The 19,644-nt window shown below is 42.5% G+C and carries 14 protein-coding genes; 9 read left to right on the top strand and 5 right to left on the bottom strand.

All coding sequences use genetic code 11. The features are described from left to right. Window positions 1-473 precede the first annotated feature (473 nt). From WAZ74_RS11425 to WAZ74_RS11415, 3 genes are all read left to right on the top strand, one after another. Window positions 474-1,721 (top strand): RluA family pseudouridine synthase, encoded by a 1,248-nt coding sequence (locus WAZ74_RS11425; protein WP_422308519.1) that lies wholly within the window; start codon window positions 474-476, stop codon window positions 1,719-1,721. 72 nt (window positions 1,722-1,793) lie between these two features. After that, window positions 1,794-2,831 (top strand): polyphenol oxidase family protein, encoded by a 1,038-nt coding sequence (locus WAZ74_RS11420; protein WP_422308418.1) that lies wholly within the window; start codon window positions 1,794-1,796, stop codon window positions 2,829-2,831. Between the two features lie 157 nt (window positions 2,832-2,988). After that, window positions 2,989-3,618 carry a flavodoxin family protein gene (locus WAZ74_RS11415; protein WP_422308417.1) on the top strand — a complete coding sequence of 210 codons (630 nt, stop codon included), beginning with the start codon at window positions 2,989-2,991 and terminating at the stop codon, window positions 3,616-3,618. A 101-nt stretch (window positions 3,619-3,719) separates the two neighbouring features. Here WAZ74_RS11415 and WAZ74_RS11410 read toward each other — a convergent pair whose 3' ends face one another. Further along, complete coding sequence (locus tag WAZ74_RS11410) at window positions 3,720-3,905, bottom strand: hypothetical protein (protein ID WP_422308416.1); 186 nt, start codon at window positions 3,903-3,905, stop codon at window positions 3,720-3,722. A gap of 638 nt (window positions 3,906-4,543) precedes the next feature. On the opposite strand from WAZ74_RS11410, the gene WAZ74_RS11405 reads away from it, so the two are divergent. The 3 genes from WAZ74_RS11405 (at window position 4,544) to WAZ74_RS11395 (ending at window position 8,537) form a co-directional block, all read left to right on the top strand. After that, complete coding sequence (locus tag WAZ74_RS11405; RefSeq protein WP_422308415.1) at window positions 4,544-5,998, top strand: c-type cytochrome; 1,455 nt, start codon at window positions 4,544-4,546, stop codon at window positions 5,996-5,998. A gap of 222 nt (window positions 5,999-6,220) precedes the next feature. Further along, window positions 6,221-7,822, top strand: a complete 1,602-nt coding sequence (locus WAZ74_RS11400) for a flavin monoamine oxidase family protein (RefSeq protein ID WP_422308414.1) — start codon at window positions 6,221-6,223, stop codon at window positions 7,820-7,822. Window positions 7,823-7,913: 91 nt separating this feature from the next. Beyond that, window positions 7,914-8,537 carry a c-type cytochrome gene (locus tag WAZ74_RS11395; RefSeq protein ID WP_422308518.1) on the top strand — a complete coding sequence of 208 codons (624 nt, stop codon included), beginning with the start codon at window positions 7,914-7,916 and terminating at the stop codon, window positions 8,535-8,537. A 210-nt stretch (window positions 8,538-8,747) separates the two neighbouring features. Here WAZ74_RS11395 and WAZ74_RS11390 read toward each other — a convergent pair whose 3' ends face one another. From WAZ74_RS11390 to tolQ, 4 genes are all read right to left on the bottom strand, one after another. Continuing rightward, window positions 8,748-10,040: a translocation protein TolB gene (locus tag WAZ74_RS11390; RefSeq protein WP_422308413.1), complete on the bottom strand. Its 1,293-nt coding sequence runs from the start codon at window positions 10,038-10,040 to the stop codon at window positions 8,748-8,750. 137 nt (window positions 10,041-10,177) lie between these two features. After that, window positions 10,178-11,182: an energy transducer TonB gene (locus WAZ74_RS11385; RefSeq protein WP_422308412.1), complete on the bottom strand. Its 1,005-nt coding sequence runs from the start codon at window positions 11,180-11,182 to the stop codon at window positions 10,178-10,180. 120 nt (window positions 11,183-11,302) lie between these two features. Further along, window positions 11,303-11,761: a protein TolR gene (tolR, locus tag WAZ74_RS11380; protein ID WP_422308411.1), complete on the bottom strand. Its 459-nt coding sequence runs from the start codon at window positions 11,759-11,761 to the stop codon at window positions 11,303-11,305. Next, window positions 11,758-12,480 carry a protein TolQ gene (tolQ, locus tag WAZ74_RS11375; RefSeq protein WP_422308410.1) on the bottom strand — a complete coding sequence of 241 codons (723 nt, stop codon included), beginning with the start codon at window positions 12,478-12,480 and terminating at the stop codon, window positions 11,758-11,760. Before tolQ ends, tolR begins: the two co-directional genes overlap by 4 nt. Before the next feature lie 514 nt (window positions 12,481-12,994). Here tolQ and WAZ74_RS11370 point away from each other — a divergent pair. The 3 genes from WAZ74_RS11370 to WAZ74_RS11360 all read left to right on the top strand — a co-directional run bounded on the left by WAZ74_RS11370 (window position 12,995) and on the right by WAZ74_RS11360 (window position 18,980). Next, entirely contained in the window at window positions 12,995-14,290 is a 1,296-nt protein-coding gene (locus WAZ74_RS11370; RefSeq protein WP_422308409.1) for an NCS2 family permease, read from the top strand. A gap of 743 nt (window positions 14,291-15,033) precedes the next feature. Continuing rightward, entirely contained in the window at window positions 15,034-18,276 is a 3,243-nt protein-coding gene (gene putA / locus WAZ74_RS11365; protein WP_422308408.1) for a bifunctional proline dehydrogenase/L-glutamate gamma-semialdehyde dehydrogenase PutA, read from the top strand. Between the two features lie 11 nt (window positions 18,277-18,287). Then, window positions 18,288-18,980 carry a 1-pyrroline-5-carboxylate dehydrogenase gene (locus WAZ74_RS11360; protein WP_422308407.1) on the top strand — a complete coding sequence of 231 codons (693 nt, stop codon included), beginning with the start codon at window positions 18,288-18,290 and terminating at the stop codon, window positions 18,978-18,980. The last annotated feature ends 664 nt before the right edge of the window (window positions 18,981-19,644 follow it).

Below are 19,644 nucleotides of genomic sequence, written 5' to 3'. Positions count from 1 at the left end.
GTTTATTTTTATTATGCAGCACTTTTTTATTACTATTTTTTATTACGAACTGATACTTCAAATAACTGGTATTTTTAATAACAGGCAATTTAAATCTGCTACGAGCTTCAAGCGCTTTGCGTATTACTGTTGCGCTCGGTAGTTTAGCATGAGCCGCTGTAACGAGCGATATCCAATATCGCTGACATCGACAAATATACAGTAAATTACAGCAATGTTATATTTTAGAGAGTTAATAGCAGCTTGTAGAAGCTCAAACGAGCATCATAAAATACCAGATAACACGCAGCTTCTATAGGGCTTAAACGCTCAGCATGTTACACTATGGCGATATTACTGCCGATTTTTTGACCCTAACTATTTTTAATAGTTTTTAATGGTCAGTAAGCGCCACCCTGTTTTCTTATGAAGTCTTCTGACAAAACAATGTTATGGGCTTTGCCCTATATGAATCCGCTATGAATAATAATGCTATGACTACCAAATTACCAGCGACTCAATCGCCAGATATTGATCTATCAACACAAGAGTCACCAATGCCAAATGACGTTTTAAATACTAGTGAGTTACCTGACGATAATCAGACAGAGGTTGATGAGCATAGCTATGAGGATAGCTTATCCAACGATGAAGCGTTAGATGACGACCTTGACAAAGAGCTGGATGAAGAACTTGATGATGATGAAGATGAGCACGGCGATGATGAAGCGTCAGTAGCGGGGCAGGCGTTACCCGTTATTATTGATGTCACGCATACGGTTATAGAAAACGAAGCAGGTTTACGTATTGATAAATTGGCATCAAAAATATTTACAGATTTTTCGCGTGCCCAGCTACAAGGCTGGGTTATTGACGGCAGCTTACTGTATAACGGTAGTGTACAAAAACCAAAAATCCGTGTTAAAGCAGGTGATGTCTTGTATTTATCGACGACATTGCAGCAGCATAGTGAAGATCAGCCAGAAAATATCGACATCGACGTGGTCTATGAAGATGACGATGTATTGGTTATCAATAAACCTGTCGGCATGGTGGTACATCCTGGCGCGGGTAATCAAACCGGCACCTTGGTCAATGCGCTACTCTATCACTATCCTCAGCAGCACCATCTACCGCGTGCAGGATTGGTACACCGGATTGATAAAGACACCTCAGGGCTATTGTTGATTGGCAAGACCAAGCCTGCGCAACTGGCATTGATGGAACAGCTAAAAGACAAGTCGGTCTATCGCCATTATCAGTGTGTGGTGGCAGGAGATCAAGCAAGTTTACTGCGCCATCGCCTTATCGATGCACCGATTGGTCGCCATCGTAATCAACGTACCAAAATGACGGTGATGACGGCAGGGCGCGAAGCCGTCACGCACTTATTAAATGTGACCGCGCTCAATGGCAATTACTGTTTATTGGATGTGGGTCTTGAGACTGGGCGTACTCACCAGATTCGGGTACATTTGAGTCATATTACCTATCCGATAGTAGGTGATCGCGTTTATGGTGGTCGTCGTCAACTGCGATCAGGTCTGACAGAAGCACAACGTCAAGCGATTAGCAATTTTCCACGCCAAGCATTACATGCTCATACGTTGGGTTTTGTTCATCCAACGACCGGTGAAGATATGGAGGTAACGACGCCTATCCCTGAAGATATGGAAAAATTGATTGCCGTGTTAAATGACGGCTATGATCCTGAAGAAAAAGTAGCGTATAAAGGATATTAGAAAAGTTACTAAAAAGTTACTAAATAAGCCGCGATAAAAGATAAGTGATGACTAAGCTATGATGAATAGACCATGACTAATAAGCTTCCTATAACATTACTCGCGCAGCTAGATGACGTGGCTATTTTTCAAACGGCCGCTTTTTCAAGCATTGCTGCTGATATGTCTAAAAAAAATCAGCAAATGTGTCAATTAGGGCAAGCAAGTTATGGTGAGCTGAATCTAGGCCTGCATGTCAATGACGATGCAGAAACAGTATTGACCAATCGGATGCGTTTGCTCACGGCGGTTAATGAGCAATTAGTAGCGCCACAAGACTCATCTATTAACACCTTGCCTCTTAACGGTGTGCCTATCAAAAGCTTGCACTGGGTCAATCAAGTTCATGGTAAACAAATTCATGATATCGATGCGACAGCGCTGAGCATGGCGCCAATGGCTGCTGATGCAATGATTAGTCAGCAAGTTAATGTAGGACTTGCGATAATGACAGCCGATTGTGTACCGATTGTTTTATATCAACAAGCAACGGGGAAAATGGCAGCTATTCATGCTGGCTGGCAAGGGCTGGCGTGTGGCGTTATTAAGGCAACAGCTGGACGTTTTAGTGACAGCGGGCAGATTATGGCTTGGATAGGGGTTTGTATCAGTCAAGAAAATTACGAAGTGAGTAGCGATGTTCGAGATAAGTTATTGGCAGGTTGCATCGAAAATCAAGCATTGACGATTGAGTGCATCAATCATTTTGATGAATGTTATGTGATGACTTCTAATATTTGTCATCATAGCCATAACTATAGCCATGCTGCTATTCATTCTGTTACTGAAGTTGATACCAATACCAATACCAATACCAATAGGCAAAGTTTACATAACACAGTTGATAAACTATCAAGTTATGCTAAAGTCGACTCAGAAAAAATTAAGATAAACTTACCAAAGCTTGCTGCCGATCAATTACAGGCAGTAGGAATTACAGTATGTAATTCGTCATCGATACCTTGTAGCTATGCTGATGACCGTTATTATTCTTATCGACGTCAGACTCATTTGCAGCAGCCTGCAACAGGGCGGATGGCATTGATTATTACGCGCAGTGCTTTCATATAACAACTGAAGCTAATAACTGAAGCTAGCAACTGAAGCGTGATAGCTGAAAAATAGTAACTGCATCATAATAAACGTATTGTTTTACTATTAGGGCTCACGAGTCTGATAAGTTCTCTTGTTTTTTATTCCATTATTTATAGCCATTATTAGAGTTTGTATGAATACATCTGTCACACCGTCTATAGTATCACCTCATGATGATAACCCTGCTACTTTATCAATGGCCGTCGTCTACCATAGTAATTATGGCCATACCAAACGTGTGGCTGAAGCAATAGTGACAGGCGCTCGTCAGCAATTACCAGCAGCACAGGCCAAAGCTGTCGATGTGAATGATGTCGATTGGGATTTTTTGGATCAAGCAGATCTATTGGTTTTTGGTAGTGCGGTATATATGGGTAGTGTGACGGCAGCCTTTAAAATTTTTATGGACGCGACATCAAAGCGTTGGTATCACGGTAAATGGGAAGGCAAGTGGGCGGCAGGTTTTGCGAACTCAGGTGGGCTTAGCGGTGATAAGCTTGCCGTACTTCAGCAGATTTGTTTGTATACCATGCAACACGGGATGAACTGGATTGGGTTGCCGCTGAGACCAACGGGTCATGAGCCACATGACTTAAACCGCTTATCAAGCTTTTTGGGCTTGATGACCCAGTCGCTCGATGGGCCACCTGAAGAAACCCCAGGAGCGGGAGATATCGATACTGCTATTTGGTTTGGTGATCACTTGGCTAAAACCATCATTAAGCATCAACCTCAGCATGGACCAGCATCTTCAGAAAGCTAAAACTGGTTCGAACTGAATTATTGACAGTCATGTATTAAAAAAAAGTAGATATCAAACCGATATCTACTTTTTTTTGCTGTGCTTATTTTATTGAGCGCTATTTATTGAGCGCTACTTTGAACAGGAATGGTCGTCGCAGGGGTAGTTTTAACCATACTGTTTTTGACAGGAGTATTTTTGACAGGCGCGTTTTTGACAGGAATTGGGCTTTCAACAAATTGAAACGATTGGCAACCTGTCATAAATAGAACGGCGGCAAATAAATGGAGCAAGGTTAACGACTTCATAGTGGTATCTCAAGAAGGAATCGGCGATGTTAAAACAGCGCCTATCATAAACAAAATAGGCTGTTGTGCAAGCGCTTGTTTCATAGCAATGTAAATATGATGCTAAGCCTAGAAGACATTATGCTTTAAGCCTATGTATCTATTATGTACGGTTAAAACTCTGAATCATAAGCAATAAGCTAAATTTTCAAGATTTATCTATACCTATATATCTGTATCAAAAGATAAATAGCGGATTTATATTTCTTTAGTGGTTGTTTTTTAAAGATTTTTTTAATTACTTATCATTATAATATAAAAATATATATTAATTTGCCAAAAAATAATATCCATAAACACGTTCTTTAAGTTTTGTAAAAAAATGAGGGCAATGAGTTACTATTTAAGTAATAGAGGCGAAATAGTCTTACATTAGTGAGGTGAGCAGACATTCTCTAGTAACTATTTATAACTTCTATAACTTTAACAACAGCAACTATTTTATTTTTACTGACCATTTACCAGATGTTCTAGTGGTCTATAAATTAGATGGTAAAAAATAATCATGAAAGTTTGGATAAATATTGAATGTCATGCGCCATCAATTATTAAAACACCCTAGTATAAAAAACCCTAGGTGCCAGCTATATGAGGATATTATGAAGCCACTTTCTGTGATGCTATCGATGCTCGTCATTGGTATTACCTCCAGCGCCGCGATGGCTGAAGGTGCTGACCTTGTTAATGCCAGCTTACCCAATGCTAGCTTACCTAATATAAGTCCAGCCAATAGCGAGCTTGTCAACCGAGGCGCTTATATCGCCCGTGCTGCTGACTGCATGGCATGCCATGGTGAAAGCTATACAGGCGGTACAGCGATTGAAACGCCGATGGGAGAGATCTATTCCACCAATATTACCCCGTCTAAGCGTTACGGTATCGGTAAATATACCGAGAATGATTTAAAAAATGCTTTGCAAAAAGGGCGTGCGCCAAGCCATATGTTATATCCTGCCATGCCGTATCCTTCCTATAGCGGTATGAAAGAGGAAGATATCAGTGCGTTATTTGCGTATCTGCAAACGGTACCAGTAGTCGACGAAGCACCCAAGCAAAAAACTGACTTGCCATTTCCGTTTAATATTCGTGCGCTCATGCTTGGTTGGAACTTTTTAAACGTTCCTTCTAGCGAAAAGCGTGATGGTCTCAATGAAACGCAGCAACGTGGTGAGTATCTTGTCAATAATCTAGAGCATTGTGGTACTTGTCATACACCGCGCAATAGTACGATGGGTTTTGATAAAAAAATGTATTTATCGGGCGCTCAGCTTGGTAATTGGCACGCGCCAAACATTACACCGGACGAGTCGAGTGGTATTGGTAGCTGGAGTGAGCAAGATATTATCACTTATCTACGTACCGGTGAGCTCGATCAGCGTGCTTTTGCTGGCGGTCCGATGGGTGAAGCTGTCGCGCACAGTACCCAATATCTAAAAAATGAAGATTTGAGTGCGATTGCCTCTTATCTAAAAGCAGTACCTGCCATCCAAACGGATGATAAGGTCTCTGCCGTCGATGTCTCGCGTTTACCAACCCGCGTTAACGACTCTATCACCCATGACTTACTTGCCCAAAAAGATTATTTGGCGCAAGCAAAAACTGCGGTCAGTAAAGGTAGTAATTCACCAGAAGCCTTATATCTGGCAACTTGTGGTAGCTGTCACGGTGTAGATGGCTATGGTCAACCCGATGCTCAATACTCTCCTATCGTCGGTCTCAGTAGTATCCGCCGCGATAAGCCTGATGCGCTAGTCAACATCATTCTTCATGGGGTAGTAGGTAGTACCAACACCTCACCTATTATGCCGTCATTTTCTGATCAACTAGATAATGAACAGATTGCTAGCATTGCTAATTATGTACGTGTGAGCTTTGGTGGTCTTGCTAGCAGTGACGTGAGTGCAGCGGATGTCGATCGTATAGCAACTGCTGGTGATGATAGACCTTTTTTAATTAAGTATGCTGGCTTGCTTGCCATATTAGGCATTATCGTGGCTATTGCGGTCATTATATTTATTGTTCGAGCAATCATACGTTCTAAGCGTCGTCGTTAATTTGAATGCTTATATTAAATCAGACAGCCTAGTAATAAATATTAGAATGTTATAAACAAATTTATCGTCTTATTATCAGACAAGGATTAAGGGCAGCAAGGTAGCGCGCTACTATTTGGCAAATAGATGCAAAATTAAGCTAAGTAGATTAATACCGTAATTAATTATTAATAAAACGAGCGCCTACTGTCATGCACCAACGTCTACTTTAAGGACATTATTATGAAAGACATGCTTCAATCACCCACGCGGCGTCAACTGCTCTCGATGATTGGTAAAACAGCAGGTGCGACTGCGATGTATCAGGCAATGACTACCTTGGGATTTGCCTCAGAGTCGAGCTTTAAAGAAACCATGGATTTAAAGGGCGCCCCTGCTGGCGCTAGCATTGTCATCTTGGGAGCCGGTCTTGGTGGACTAACAGCAGCGTATGAGCTGCGTAAAGCCGGTTACGATGTCAAAGTACTCGAGTTTCAAAATCGTGGTGGCGGTCGTAGCTGGACGCTGAACAGTGGCGATAAATATACCGAGCTTGGTGGCGAAGAGGTCACTTGTGATTTTGAGGAAGGCAATTACTTTAATGGTGGACCATGGCGTTTGCCAAGCCATCACTACGCGGTATTCCATTATTGCAAACAGTTCGGTGTTGAGTTGCAACCATTTATCCAAACCAATGATCGCGCTTACCTACATCGTACTGACCATTTTGGTGGCGTACCGCAGCGTTTGGGTGATGTAAAGAACGATATCCAAGGTCATGTATCAGAGCTATTATCAAAAGCAGTGAACGTTGGTAGTCTTGATCGCTCAGTAAACAGCGAAGACAAAGAGAAGCTGCTCGAAGGTCTAAAGGGCTGGGGTGTGCTAGATAAAGACTATCGTTATAGAACCAGTCATGAAACCAGTAAACATCGCGGCTATAGTGTGCTACCGGGTGGCGGATTAATGCCCAATGAAAAGCCCTCAAAAGTTTTACCGATGAAGGAATTATTAAACTCAGGTATGTGGGCAGATATTTATAGCAACCATAATGTCTATGTCCATCAACCAACGATGTTTCAGCCGGTCGGTGGAATGGGTAAAATCGGTGATGCATTCACGCGTGAGTGCCGTGATATGATTGAATTTAATGCTAAAGTTACTAAGATTCATCAAGATGAAACGGGTGTGACGGTCGACTATGTAGACAGTAATAGTCCAGATGGCGCGACCAAAACCATTCGTGCTGATTGGTGTATCTGTAATATTCCATTGACGGTACTGACGCAGCTCGATATCAACGTCTCAAAACCCATGAAACAAGCCATGGCAGCCGTACCCTATGATACGTCTTATAAAGTCGGTTTAGAGTTTAATCGCAGATTTTGGGAAGAAGATGAGTGGATTTATGGCGGCTTAACCTATACCGATATGCCTATTACCCAGATTTCTTATCCGTCAGAAAATATGTTTAAAACAGGGACGGGTGTGCTGTTAGGCGCTTATGGCTTTGGTGCAACGTCATATAAGTTTAATACATTGACCCCGCAAGAGCGTATTAATGTGGCACTTGCTTACGGAAAATACATTCATCCACAATATCCAAAAGAATTCCGTGCCGGTACTTCAGTGGTTTGGCACCGTATCCCGTGGACGCTTGGCTGCTATGGTATTTGGAGCGAGTCTAGCCGTGAGCAGCATTATGATAACTTATGCAGTATAGATAATCGTATTGTGCTGACAGGCGAGCATTGCTCGCATATTCCAGCATGGCAGGAAGGGGCTATTTTATCTGGCATGGATGCGGCTAAGCGCCTGCATAAAAAAGCAAAAATGCTAGGTTAATCATGCTTAAGTATTATGGATAACGATAATAAATTCAGAGGCTATCATGGACAATCTAATCGTGAAAACAACAGTCATGAAAAAAATAACCATGAAAAACATGACCCCTAAAATACTGACGGTTATAGTGCTGAGTATGATAGGCAGTACGGCACTATTCGGCTGTAGTCAACAAGCAGATGATGCAGAGACTGTGGCTAGCAAACACGATGCAGCACAAGCTCCTGACTACCAAGCAAGTCGAAACACGGGCAGTTGGGGTGGTGTCTATATGAGTCGTGAGGAGCTAAAAGCGCCAGCTATCAATGTGGTTGATGACAGCTCATTACCCAGTATGGAAAATGATCCAAGTATTACTGAGTGGGAAGCGAAGTTTGAAGGCACCAATGCTTTTGTGACTACGGATGGCAAAAAGCTTTATCATGACTCATGTGCAGGCTGTCACATGCATAAAGGCGAAGGTGCGCAGGGGGCGGGCTACTATCCACCACTGGCAAACAATAGTAAAATGCAGTCAAAATACTACATTATTGATATTTTGATTAATGGCTTTCGCGGTATGCCATCATTTCACATGATGATGAATGATGAGCAGATGGCTGCGGTTACTCAGTACGTTGTCAGCGATTTAAATGGTTTCACCGATACGGTCACTGCCGAAGATGTGGCAAAGCTGAGACATGCTAATCCGCCAGGTTATGATCCAAGTGAATGATCCAAGTGAATGATCCGATTAAATGATCCAAGCGAGTGATACAAGAGAATCATTAAAGCGAAGAGAGTGATGTTTGCTAATCATTTTAAATAACTGCTATCCTTTAAGCCATAAAAAAGCGCCCAAATTATCGGACGCTTTTTTATGGTTGATGCTTTAAGAGATTGGTCTTTTAAAAGATTGGTGTTCTATGAGGTAAAAGTCATTTAGCTACTTTGGACTGGCTGACCATACGGGTGAGCGAATGATGCCTTGCCCAGATTTACCGAATGATTCGCCACCGTTCAATGATTTAATGGTTAGTACCCCTTTTCCACCTTGTTTTGAGGCATAGACAACGCGCTTACCGTTGGGCGAAAAGCTCGGTGCTTCGTCGATACCGGTATTTCCCAAATTGGTAGTGACAGCACCGCCGCTATTCATAATGGCGGCTGAACGACCACTTAAAAATGCAATCTGTGAGCCATCACTACTAAATTGCGGACTCGTTGCATAGCCACCCTTGGATACATTGGTCGTACGTCCTGAGCCAAACTCATAACGATAAATCTGTGGTTTGTTAAATCCTGCGCGGTCACTGACGAACACAAAGGATTTGCCATCAGGCGCATAGCTTGGTTGTACTTCACTGCTTGGCCAGTTAGTAAGTTTTCTTGGTTGACCGCCACTAGCGCTCATCTCATAAATATCAGCGCTGCCCTCAAAGCTACTTGAGAATAGTATTTTGCTGCCATCTGGTGAAAATGAGGGACTTAAATTACTACCAGGGAAGGGCGTTAATGGTGTCGCTCCGCCACCGCTCACACTTTGTACATAGATAACAGGATACGATTTATCACGTTGTACCGAATAAGCGATACGGTTACCATCGGGTGACCATGCTGGTGAGAAGATAGAACCTGCCACTTCAGTAATGGTTTTGGCATTTTCACCGTCAGCATCCATTACCTTTAAGCGCGATACTTTTTCTTTACCAACACCAATTTCTTCGATATAGGCAATACGCCCTGAGAAGTCACCTGGAATACCTGTAATCAGCTCATATACTTTATCAGCGATGACGTGACCGGCGTAACGCATGCTTTCTTTATTGTTCTCAGCCGTTAAGGTTTGCTTGCCTTCTATCACGCGACCAGTTTTCACTTCAATGACTTCATAATCAGTCACAACTTTACCGCGATTACTGCGAGTGCTACCGACCACAAGGTAAGGAATGCCCATACTTTGCCAAACCGGTAATGTACCTGCCAGCTCGCTACTACTGCGTGGCTGTTGTGGTAAATTTTGGTTGGTGACTTTTAGTTCGGTTTTGTTCAAATCATTGAAAATAATAGGCGATAAAACAGAGTCGCCAGCAAAGGACACAAATGCCACTTGGCTTTGTTGGACTGGAATCTCGTAATCTAAGTCTAAAACGACCGGCGCCGCAAATACACTAGGAGCGATAAGTAGGCTTGAGCTGCAAGCAAGTAAAGAAAAGCATAGTTTTTTATGGGTACGCATGACCAAGTCGAACTCCTAAATTGAGGTAATAATTATTTTTTATAAGCAGTAAGTTGGGTATTAAGGTAAGGCAATATGGCTGACTGCGCAAGTCGCTTAAAGTAACGTTATCAATAATATAAGGATTGAGCAACTGATTAATTGCTACCTTTAAACTGTATAGTAAAAGTGGGGTATTTGGGGTCATCGGCATCGATTGGTAAGCTACCGGTATTCAGAACGGCTAGTTTGGCAGCTTCATTCACAGCGCTATCAGGTCCAGAAGCCGTAACGTTGACGATATTACCGCTAGCATTAACAGTGATCGTTAGCGTAGCTCGCTGAGTTGAGCCTTTCGCTGCTATCGGTGGATTGTAATTACGCTTGATTAGGTTAATGATTTCGCTGTTACTTGCACCGCGAGCACCACTTGATGCTGAACGACTATTACCTTTAGAGGTGCTTGAAGTTGTCATGTCGCCAGATAGCGTCGATTGCCCGTCATCTGATAAGCTAAGATTTTGACCGGCACTACCAGAGCCACCTGTATTAATTTCTATATTTCGATCCGTCGCAGTGGGGCGTTTAATCTTAGGAGGATTATTTTGTTTATTACGAAAATCCCCAAGCTTTTTTTGCTCTTCAATCAGCTGCTGTCTTTTTTCTTTATCGATTTGGTCATGTTCTTCTAATACAGACTCATCTAACTGTGCTGCCCACTCAGCCATATTACGCTCGTATTCTTGATTTTGCTCAAGCAGACGCTGATGCTGTTCTTCACTCATCAGCATCGGGCGACTAACAGGATCATCAGAGCGCGTAAAAACAGGTACTTGCTGAGAGTTTGATTGGCTAGGATTTGGCGGGATACTACTATCAAAAGCTTCTGTTGAAGTAGCTGAACTACTTGAGCCGCTTTCCGCTTGCATGGCACTGGCTGCCGCTGCACGATTGGCTAATATTTGACCTTGCATCTCAGCCAATTGCTCAGGCGAGACCATAACAGTCTCGATACTGCCAGCAGTTTCTACTTCCATATTTTGATAGGTGTAAATAAGTATTCCAATCACTAGACCATGTGCGAGCAAACTGAGGAGCGTCGGCAAGGTTAGCCCATTGCCTTCGGGTTCAGTCGGTACATAAACGGCAGGAGCATTATGCATGACATCTATACTCAAAAAATTGATACTCAAGAACGTGGCAATCAAGAAGGCGACACTCAATAGAGAATTTCATCAGATTATCTACTTTATTATGACAAGCTAAATTAAACATGTAATTTATTACAATGAAGGGGTAGGCAGAGGAGCACCTGTTAATAGCCCGACCTTTTGGATACCGGCTTGTTGCAAGGTCGCCATAAGCGTCATGATAGCGCCATATTGATTGTTTTGGTCAGCATTAATCATGACTTGTACCGGCTGAGCACCGGCATCACTGCTTCTGCTTTGCAGGTTAGAGAGGGTATCAATCAGTTCTGGCTCACTAACAGGTAAGTCAACATTGTCTTCATAACTGATAAAAATCTCGCCATTATCGGTTAAAGACACAATCACTGGCAGCTGGCTTTGACTCATGGTATTCGTTTGCTCTTTTGGCAAATCGACATCGACACCAGTAATCAGCATCGGCGCTGTGACCATAAATATCACTAGCAGCACCAACATCACGTCGATATAAGGAACAACGTTCATCTCCGCATTGAGCGCTTTTTTCTCACGGCGATAGGGACTTTGTTTCATAGACCAGCTACCTGAGTGCTTTGATTGACTTGAGTGCTAGATTGCAGATTTTCAATACTGGTTTCGCGTTGTAGCATACCGGTCATCTCATCGCAGAATAACGCGCGTGAGTCGTATAGGCGACTGGATTTGGCTGTAAAGTGGTTATAAGCCAGTACCGCAGGAATAGCCGCAAACAAACCCATAGCGGTTGCAATTAATGCTTCGGCAATACCAGGGGCGACAGTGGCTAAGGTAGCTTGCTCAGTTTGTGACAGTCCCAAGAATGCGTTCATAATACCCCATACCGTACCAAATAGACCGACATAAGGTGCAACCGAGCCAATACTGGCAAGTGTCGTGAGTCCTGACTCTAAAAGCTGCTGTTGACGACCAAGTCCCACCCGTAATTTACGCTCAACGCCATCAATAATGTCATCCTTTGGTTGGCGTTTTTTATGCATTCTTAAGTATTCAGAAAATCCGACATAAAAAATCTGCTCAAGTCCTTGGCGCTCAGGCGAGCCTTGAATGCCTTGGTACAATTTAGCCAAATCCTCACCCGACCAAAACCAAGTTTCAAACTGTTGATCAAAGTTTTTGGCGGTACCGAGACGTGCACTCATGCGAAAAATAATGACCCAACTGAGCAAAGAAGCTAATAACAGCAAGGCCATTACGATCTGAACCAACAGGCTAGCTTGAGTAATAAGGTCGATAATGTTTAAGGATTCAGGCATGTAATGGACTCATGGATAATTAATAATAGCCAATCGAAGTGGCGCTTTCCTATCAACCCACTAGTGTACTGCTAATCTGAATAAATATCATTAATAATGTGTTAATTACATAATCGACAGTTTTTTTGTAAAATTTTTGGTGACAGCGAATTGATTTTATAATATTGTCCATATGGTCAACTATTTTTTATTCTTCTGCTTATGAAAGAATTTCAGTAATTGAAGTTATAAGATAATTTCACTAAAATGTTATGGTTTGTTGCTGTAATATTTCATATTAATTTTATATTTGGCAAATCATGTGTGGCTAAAGGATTAGAAGCATCATCTTTAACCGTGGTTTATAGGCGTCATTTACAGTCGCAATTTGGAAGCGTCATTTATCGTCGCAATTTGGGTGTATCTTTTTTATGTTTGATTTAAAAGCGGCATTGATCGTCGCAACTTGGAAGCGACACTTATCAATACAGTTTGATAATGATAATTTACTTACTGCAATTTGGAAGCGACTCTTATGAACGCAATTGAACGATATTTTGGTATCGATGGTCAAAATACCACAATCAAAACGGAGATTTTAGCGGGTGTAACCACGTTTTTAACGATGGCTTACATCATTTTTGTTAACCCTAACGTGCTTGCCGATGCTGGTATGGACAAAGGCGCGGTATTCGTCGCTACTTGTCTTGCTGCCGCAATTGGTTGCTTTATTATGGGAATTTATGCTCGTTTGCCAGTCGCACTTGCGCCTGGCATGGGACTCAACGCCTTCTTTACTTATGGCGTGGTTTTAGGTATGGGCTACGCGTGGCAAACCGCGCTTGGTGCAGTGTTTTTGTCCGGTTGTATTTTTATCCTGTTAAGTTTATTTAAAATCCGTGAAATCATTATTAATTCTATTCCGGACAGTATCAAACAAGGTGTTGTCGCTGGTATTGGTGCATTTCTAGCCTTTATTGCTCTACAAACCGCAGGTGTTATTGTCAATAATGATGCAACGCTGGTAGGACTTGGTGATATGACCACGTTCTCACCTGCGATGGCAGCATTAGGGTTTATCGTCATCGTTGGTCTGTCCCATAAAAAAATACCAGGCGCGGTAACAATTGGTATTTTACTGGTGGCGCTTATCAGTCTAATTACGGGTAATACACAGTTCACTGGTATTATGTCCGCACCGCCACCTATTGCCCCAACGTTGATGCAACTTGATATTGCTGGTGCGTTCGATGTGGGGATGATCAGTGTTATCTTTGCCTTCTTATTCGTTGATTTATTCGATACGGCAGGTACGCTTATTGCGACGACCACTCAAGCTGGTTTGATTGGTAAAGATGGTAAAATTCCGAATATGGGCAAAGCGTTGCTAGCAGATTCGACGGCGACCGTAGCAGGTACGTTACTGGGTACATCATCAACGACCAGTTTTGTTGAAAGTGTATCAGGTATTGCTGCAGGTGGTCGTACTGGACTGATGGCGGTGACGGTTGGGGTATTGTTTTTACTCAGCTTGTTCTTTTCACCACTCGCTGGTATGATTCCAGGCTATGCCACAGCAGGTGCTATCTTTTATGTGGCCGTATTGATGATGGCTACGCTGAAAGATGTCAATTGGAGTGATTTAACGGAAGCTGCGCCGGTCGTAGTTGTATTGCTATTCACACCATTGACCTATTCTGTCGCCGACGGTATCGCGCTCGGATTTATTACCTATACTGCTGTCAAAGTCGTAGCGGGTAAATTCTCTGATCTCAATATTCCTGTTTTGCTATTGACGGCTGTTTTACTTGCTAAGATTGTATTTATATAGGACTTGCATTTCAAATAGAGCTAGAGTTTAACTAATGTTTTATTTGAAATAGCGGACTATTTTATTATTTAGACCCTTCTTATTATCTAATAATGAGAAGGGTTTTTTTTGTATTTAAAATTGATATAAGTGATCATGAAAGAACGCAACTATTTGATTCATAAAACAATTAATTGTTGATAGTAAACAATGAATTATAACCAAAGCGTCACGTATGGAATAATTTTAATAACTATTTGTTTTTAAAGAACATTTTGATTGGTTAAAATAAGTAACACCGTTAGTTTGAAGTTTTTTTTCATGTTACCATGACAAGGTTAAGCGCATCACCTCAATCAACGCCGTAGAGGTTTTTCTTACCAGTGAATTAGCATCATATAAGAGTGCAATTTTAGCCAATAGCCTATTACTTTGATGGCTGATATGGCACTCGTACTCCTTTCACTACTAACAAGAAGAAGGCACTAATGCCGCTTAGCTATACGTTGCCGCCTTTATATTGTTAACGTAGTCCGTTTAACACTAAAAAGACCTACTTGACCGTTTCCAGCCTATGCTGGATTTTCTCGTTTTGTGATGGCGCTGTTTGGTATTCTGATTATTCATGTGAATAAAAGTTAGCTTTGAGTAGCTGTTAATGACTTGTATTTAATTTATTAGTAGTTATCAGCAGTTAAGCAGATTAATCAGACGTCCTAAAGCACCATTTACGATGGTTTTTAAACGATAGTTATGGAGTTGTTATGAACCCAGTAGAGCAGTTTACCCCGCAAGAGCCGATTTTATTTAATCCTATCGATTTGCTGTCACCAGAATATATTGACCAGTCATCAGATGAGCTACATGCGCGTATCTCACCTTTATATAGCGTTGATGAAGAGCGCTGGTTGACGAAATTATTACCATTAGCAAAACCTAGTGATGCAGAACGTGAAGCGGCTGCCACGCAGACACGCCAGCTGGTCGAGCATGTACGTAATGATGGCAAAGCGGTAAAAATGGTCGACTCATTATTACTTGAGTACAGTCTCGATACGCAAGAAGGTATCCTGCTAATGAGCTTGGCAGAGGCGTTGATTCGAGTACCAGACAATTATACGGCTGATGCGCTGATTCACGACAAAATGAGTGTGGCCGATTGGAAAAAGCACATAAAAAACGACAATGGCTTTATGGTCAATGCCTCAACGTGGGGCATGATGATGACTGGCCGTGTGGTGAGTATTGATAGTAATACCACTGCATCAGGGTTTTTGGATCGTATGACCAAAAAGATGGGCGAGCCTGTCATTCGAAGTGCAATGCAAAAAGCCATGCGTATCATGGGCCATCAATTTGTACTGGGTGAAACCATTGAAGGCGCTAATAAAAATAGCCAACCTTATCGTAATAAAGGCTATACCTACTCGTTTGATATGCTAGGCGAAGCAGCAATCACTCATAAAGATGCTGAAAAATACTTTAACGATTATCTGCATGCTATTAAAGCGACTGCCAGTATTAAAGTTAAAGAGGGCATGCCGAAGCCGTCGGTATCTATCAAGCTGTCTGCATTGCATCCGCGCTATGAAGCCACCCAAGAAGCACAAGTGATGGGGTTATTACGTCAACGCTGCTTATTGTTGATTGAAGCGGCACGTGAGGTCAACGTTGACCTTAGTATTGATGCCGAAGAAGCCGATCGTCTTGAGATTTCCTTGAAGTTATTTGAGTCTCTATACCGTGATAACTTAACGGCTGATTGGGATGGTTTAGGTATCGTGGTTCAGGGTTACTCTAAGCGCGCGATTGCTATTTTAGTCTGGCTTGCGCGTTTAGCGACTGAAGTAGGTGACCGTATCCCCGTACGTTTGGTAAAAGGCGCATATTGGGATACCGAAATTAAACTGGCGCAGCAAAAAGGTCTATCAGGCTATCCTGTCTGGACGCGTAAAGAAGGCACAGATACTGCCTATCTTGCCTGCGCACGCTTCTTGCTATCAGAGCATTTACGCGGACTTATTTGGCCACAGTTTGCGACTCATAATGCTCATACGCTTGCCTCAATTATGACGATGAGTGCACATAGAGACTTTGAATTTCAGCGTCTACATGGTATGGGTGATGCGCTTTATGACCATATTTTACAAGCTTATCAAATCCCAGTACGTATCTATGCACCCGTTGGCGCACATAAAGACTTGCTACCGTACTTGGTACGCCGTTTGCTAGAGAATGGTGCCAATAGCTCGTTTGTTCATCAGTTATTAGACAAGTCTTATCCAATTGACAAGCTAACTGTGCATCCATATGACAAGCTACTGACCAATGCTACTTTGCACAATCCAGATATTCCATTGCCGTTAGATATTTATGGTGCACGCCGTGCCAGTTTTGGTCCAAATATATTTGTAGAGTCACAATGGTTACCGCTTAAAGCTGCTATCGATAGCCATTTACATAAGACTTGGTCAGCGACTTCTATTATCAATGGCAAGGCAATTAATGACTATGAAGCGGATAGCGAAACCCATAAGCTTGATAGTCAGACAGTACGTGCGCCTTGGAACCATGAGGTTATCGCAGGTAACGTAGCCTATGCTAATGCAGAGGTAGCGCGTCAAGCAATCGATGGGGCAGTAGCAGGCCAAAGCGCATGGCAGAAAGTGTCCGCTGCTAAGCGCGCGACGATATTACGCAAAGTGGCTGACTTATATGAAGAAAACTATGCTGAACTGATGGCACTATGCCAAATTGAAGCAGGAAAAACGATGCAAGACGGCATCGATGAAATCAAAGAAGCCGTTGATTTTTGCCGTTTTTATGCTGATGAAGCGGAGCGTTTAGACGTAAAAGTACATGAGTTTACTGATTTGGCAGGCATGCTGTCTCGTCAAGTTTATAAAGCACGTGGCACCTTTGTTTGTATTAGCCCTTGGAATTTTCCATTAGCGATTTATACCGGTCAAATCGTCGCGGCATTGGCAGCAGGTAATACGGTCGTGGCCAAACCTGCAGAGCAAACCAGCTTGATTGCTCATTTTGGCGCACAAATGATGTATCAAGCGGGTGTACCAGCAGAAGCGTTGCAATTAGTGATTGGTGCTGGCGACGTTGGTGCTGCATTGACAGCAGCTGATAATATAGCAGGTGTTATATTTACTGGCTCGACCCAAACGGCTCAGCGGATTAATCAAAGCCTAAATAGTCATGCCCAAGCTAGCGGCGAATTGCCCGTATTCATTGCGGAGACTGGCGGACAGAATGCCATGATTGTTGATTCGACAGCCCTGCCAGAGCAAGTGGTTAGAGATGCGGTGTTATCAGCTTTTGGCTCAGCAGGTCAGCGTTGTTCTGCGTGCCGTATATTGTGCGTGCAAGAGGAAATGGCGGATGATTTGATTGAGCTGTTGCAAGGTAATATGGCGGAATTGGTCGTAGGCAATCCACTATATGCAACCACAGATGTCGGTCCAGTGATTGATATCGATGCCAAGCGCGGACTCGAAGCACATATCGAGCGTATGCGCGCTGAGCCAACGGCCACTATTTTGGCCCAGACCCCGATGAGTGATAGTTCGATGGTCAGTCAAGAGCAATCGACCTTTGTATTGCCGACTGCCATTGAAGTAAAAAGTATTGATGTGATTGGTGGTGAGCACTTTGGGCCCATTTTGCATGTATTGCGCTATCAAGCTCGTGACTTGAATAAGTTAATCGATGCCATTAACGGTACAGGATTTGGCTTAACCTTAGGTATTCATAGCCGTATCGAAAACAATGTTGAACATATTGAACGCCGTGCTTTTGTCGGTAATACTTATATTAATCGTAATCAAATTGGTGCCGTGGTAAACGTCCAGCCCTTTGGTGGTTGTGGTCTATCGGGCACAGGTCCGAAAGCAGGTGGTCCGCACTATGTCGCTCGTTTAATGACATTGACGACTGAGCAGTTAGCGGCTAAAAATAATACGACCCAATCAATCACTCAAACAGAACTCGCATAAGGAGTAGCAACATGGCGACTGAATTCAAAAAAAATCATGCCCAGGTTTGTGAAGCTTGGCGATTACTTAGCGCATTAGATCGCGTCACTTATCTACAAGCGGCCGTTCCAAAATTGGCATTGCTCACCGGTGATGCTAATAAGGCAAAGCGTTTATTTACTCATTTGTTAAGCGCTGCACCTATGCTAGATGAAGTGCATCGTATGACCGGAGCTACTGGTGAAACAAACGATTTATACGTGACAGCCCGTGGTAAGACAATGGTCATCGGTGCAGAGTCTGCCCGCGCAATGGCAGTACTTGGGCAGTTGATGGCGGCACTATTAACCGGTAACGAAGTGATATTGCATTGCCCAAGCCAAGATGAGATGTGTAATGAGGCAGCAAAAATCCTCTATGAGTCTGGTATCAGTGATGATGTGCTGAGCGTTGCCAATGACTCGCAAACGATTACGCTTCTATATATTGATCGTCTCGCCCAAGTGGCTGTCGCTGGTAATCAGAGCGAAGTGCAAGCGATCAGCCAAGAACTTGCCAATACCGATGGTATTTTGACGCAAGTGATTACTGTCACGGACATGGAAGGCTTGTCAGAAATGCTAACGCCTGACTATATCTATCGCTTTGTCACTGAGCGAGTAAGAACGATTAATACCACAGCAATCGGTGGCAATGCTAGCTTGCTAGAGCTTGGCACCGAATAGAGTTAAAGAAGAGTAAAGAGACGGGCAGTTAGGTAAGTAGTTAGTTAGGCTAACTATTTGCCGATAACATAATAGATAAAATTGTTAAAGCAGTAAAAACGACGGTCAGTAATTATTCCCAAAGATTTGGTGAATGGTTGCTGACCGTTTTTTATTGGCTTCTATATGCCCTCTATGCTGTACTGTTTATTAGAAATAATGACTGCCAAGCTTATTGTCTCAGAGGTACATAAAATCTCAGAGGCATATAAATTCAACGTTTAAAGCGAAAAGACGTCGTTTTATGAATTTATTTCGCTTATATAAAGCTAATGGTCTGTTTTTTTTGAGTTGCAAATGAAATAAATATGGTGCTAATATAAGTTAACCATTTAGTCAGTAAGCTATAACTAAATGTTTTATGAGTAATTTTGACGATTAATATTTAACCTTTAAATATTAATCAAATGGTACTAACACGGAATGTTAGTGAGCGTTTAGCCATAAAAAGGATATATTGCTTATGATTAATGTCTTCGTTTTCCAATAGGGTAATTGCGCGATACCCTAATTCTTGTCCCAACTTTTAGGTTTGCTAATGATAATGATCCATTGTCAGTAAATACTGAAGTTCACAACCAATCAGATTAAGCCTGAGCAAGTCAGATGTCAGAAAGGCAGTCAG

The organism is Psychrobacter sp. (assembly GCF_049295055.1).
Classification (GTDB): Bacteria; Pseudomonadota; Gammaproteobacteria; order Pseudomonadales; family Moraxellaceae; genus Psychrobacter.
This window is presented reverse-complemented; position numbering and strand designations above follow the sequence as displayed.

Excerpts from the sequence above, each read along its gene's own strand:
- tolR (WP_422308411.1), bottom strand. The coding sequence starts at position 11,761 with ATGAAACAAAGTCCCTATCGCCGTGAGAAAAAAGCGCTCAATGCGGAG.
- WAZ74_RS11385 (WP_422308412.1), bottom strand. The coding sequence starts at position 11,182 with ATGCATAATGCTCCTGCCGTTTATGTACCGACTGAACCCGAAGGCAAT.
- WAZ74_RS11395 (WP_422308518.1), top strand. The coding sequence starts at position 7,914 with ATGAAAAACATGACCCCTAAAATACTGACGGTTATAGTGCTGAGTATG.
- WAZ74_RS11420 (WP_422308418.1), top strand. The coding sequence starts at position 1,794 with ATGACTAATAAGCTTCCTATAACATTACTCGCGCAGCTAGATGACGTG.
- WAZ74_RS11405 (WP_422308415.1), top strand. The coding sequence starts at position 4,544 with ATGAAGCCACTTTCTGTGATGCTATCGATGCTCGTCATTGGTATTACC.
- WAZ74_RS11415 (WP_422308417.1), top strand. The coding sequence starts at position 2,989 with ATGAATACATCTGTCACACCGTCTATAGTATCACCTCATGATGATAAC.
- WAZ74_RS11360 (WP_422308407.1), top strand. The coding sequence starts at position 18,288 with ATGGCGACTGAATTCAAAAAAAATCATGCCCAGGTTTGTGAAGCTTGG.
- WAZ74_RS11425 (WP_422308519.1), top strand. The coding sequence starts at position 474 with ATGACTACCAAATTACCAGCGACTCAATCGCCAGATATTGATCTATCA.
- WAZ74_RS11400 (WP_422308414.1), top strand. The coding sequence starts at position 6,221 with ATGAAAGACATGCTTCAATCACCCACGCGGCGTCAACTGCTCTCGATG.
- WAZ74_RS11410 (WP_422308416.1), bottom strand. The coding sequence starts at position 3,905 with ATGAAGTCGTTAACCTTGCTCCATTTATTTGCCGCCGTTCTATTTATG.
- WAZ74_RS11370 (WP_422308409.1), top strand. The coding sequence starts at position 12,995 with ATGAACGCAATTGAACGATATTTTGGTATCGATGGTCAAAATACCACA.
- WAZ74_RS11390 (WP_422308413.1), bottom strand. The coding sequence starts at position 10,040 with ATGCGTACCCATAAAAAACTATGCTTTTCTTTACTTGCTTGCAGCTCA.
- tolQ (WP_422308410.1), bottom strand. The coding sequence starts at position 12,480 with ATGCCTGAATCCTTAAACATTATCGACCTTATTACTCAAGCTAGCCTG.
- putA (WP_422308408.1), top strand. The coding sequence starts at position 15,034 with ATGAACCCAGTAGAGCAGTTTACCCCGCAAGAGCCGATTTTATTTAAT.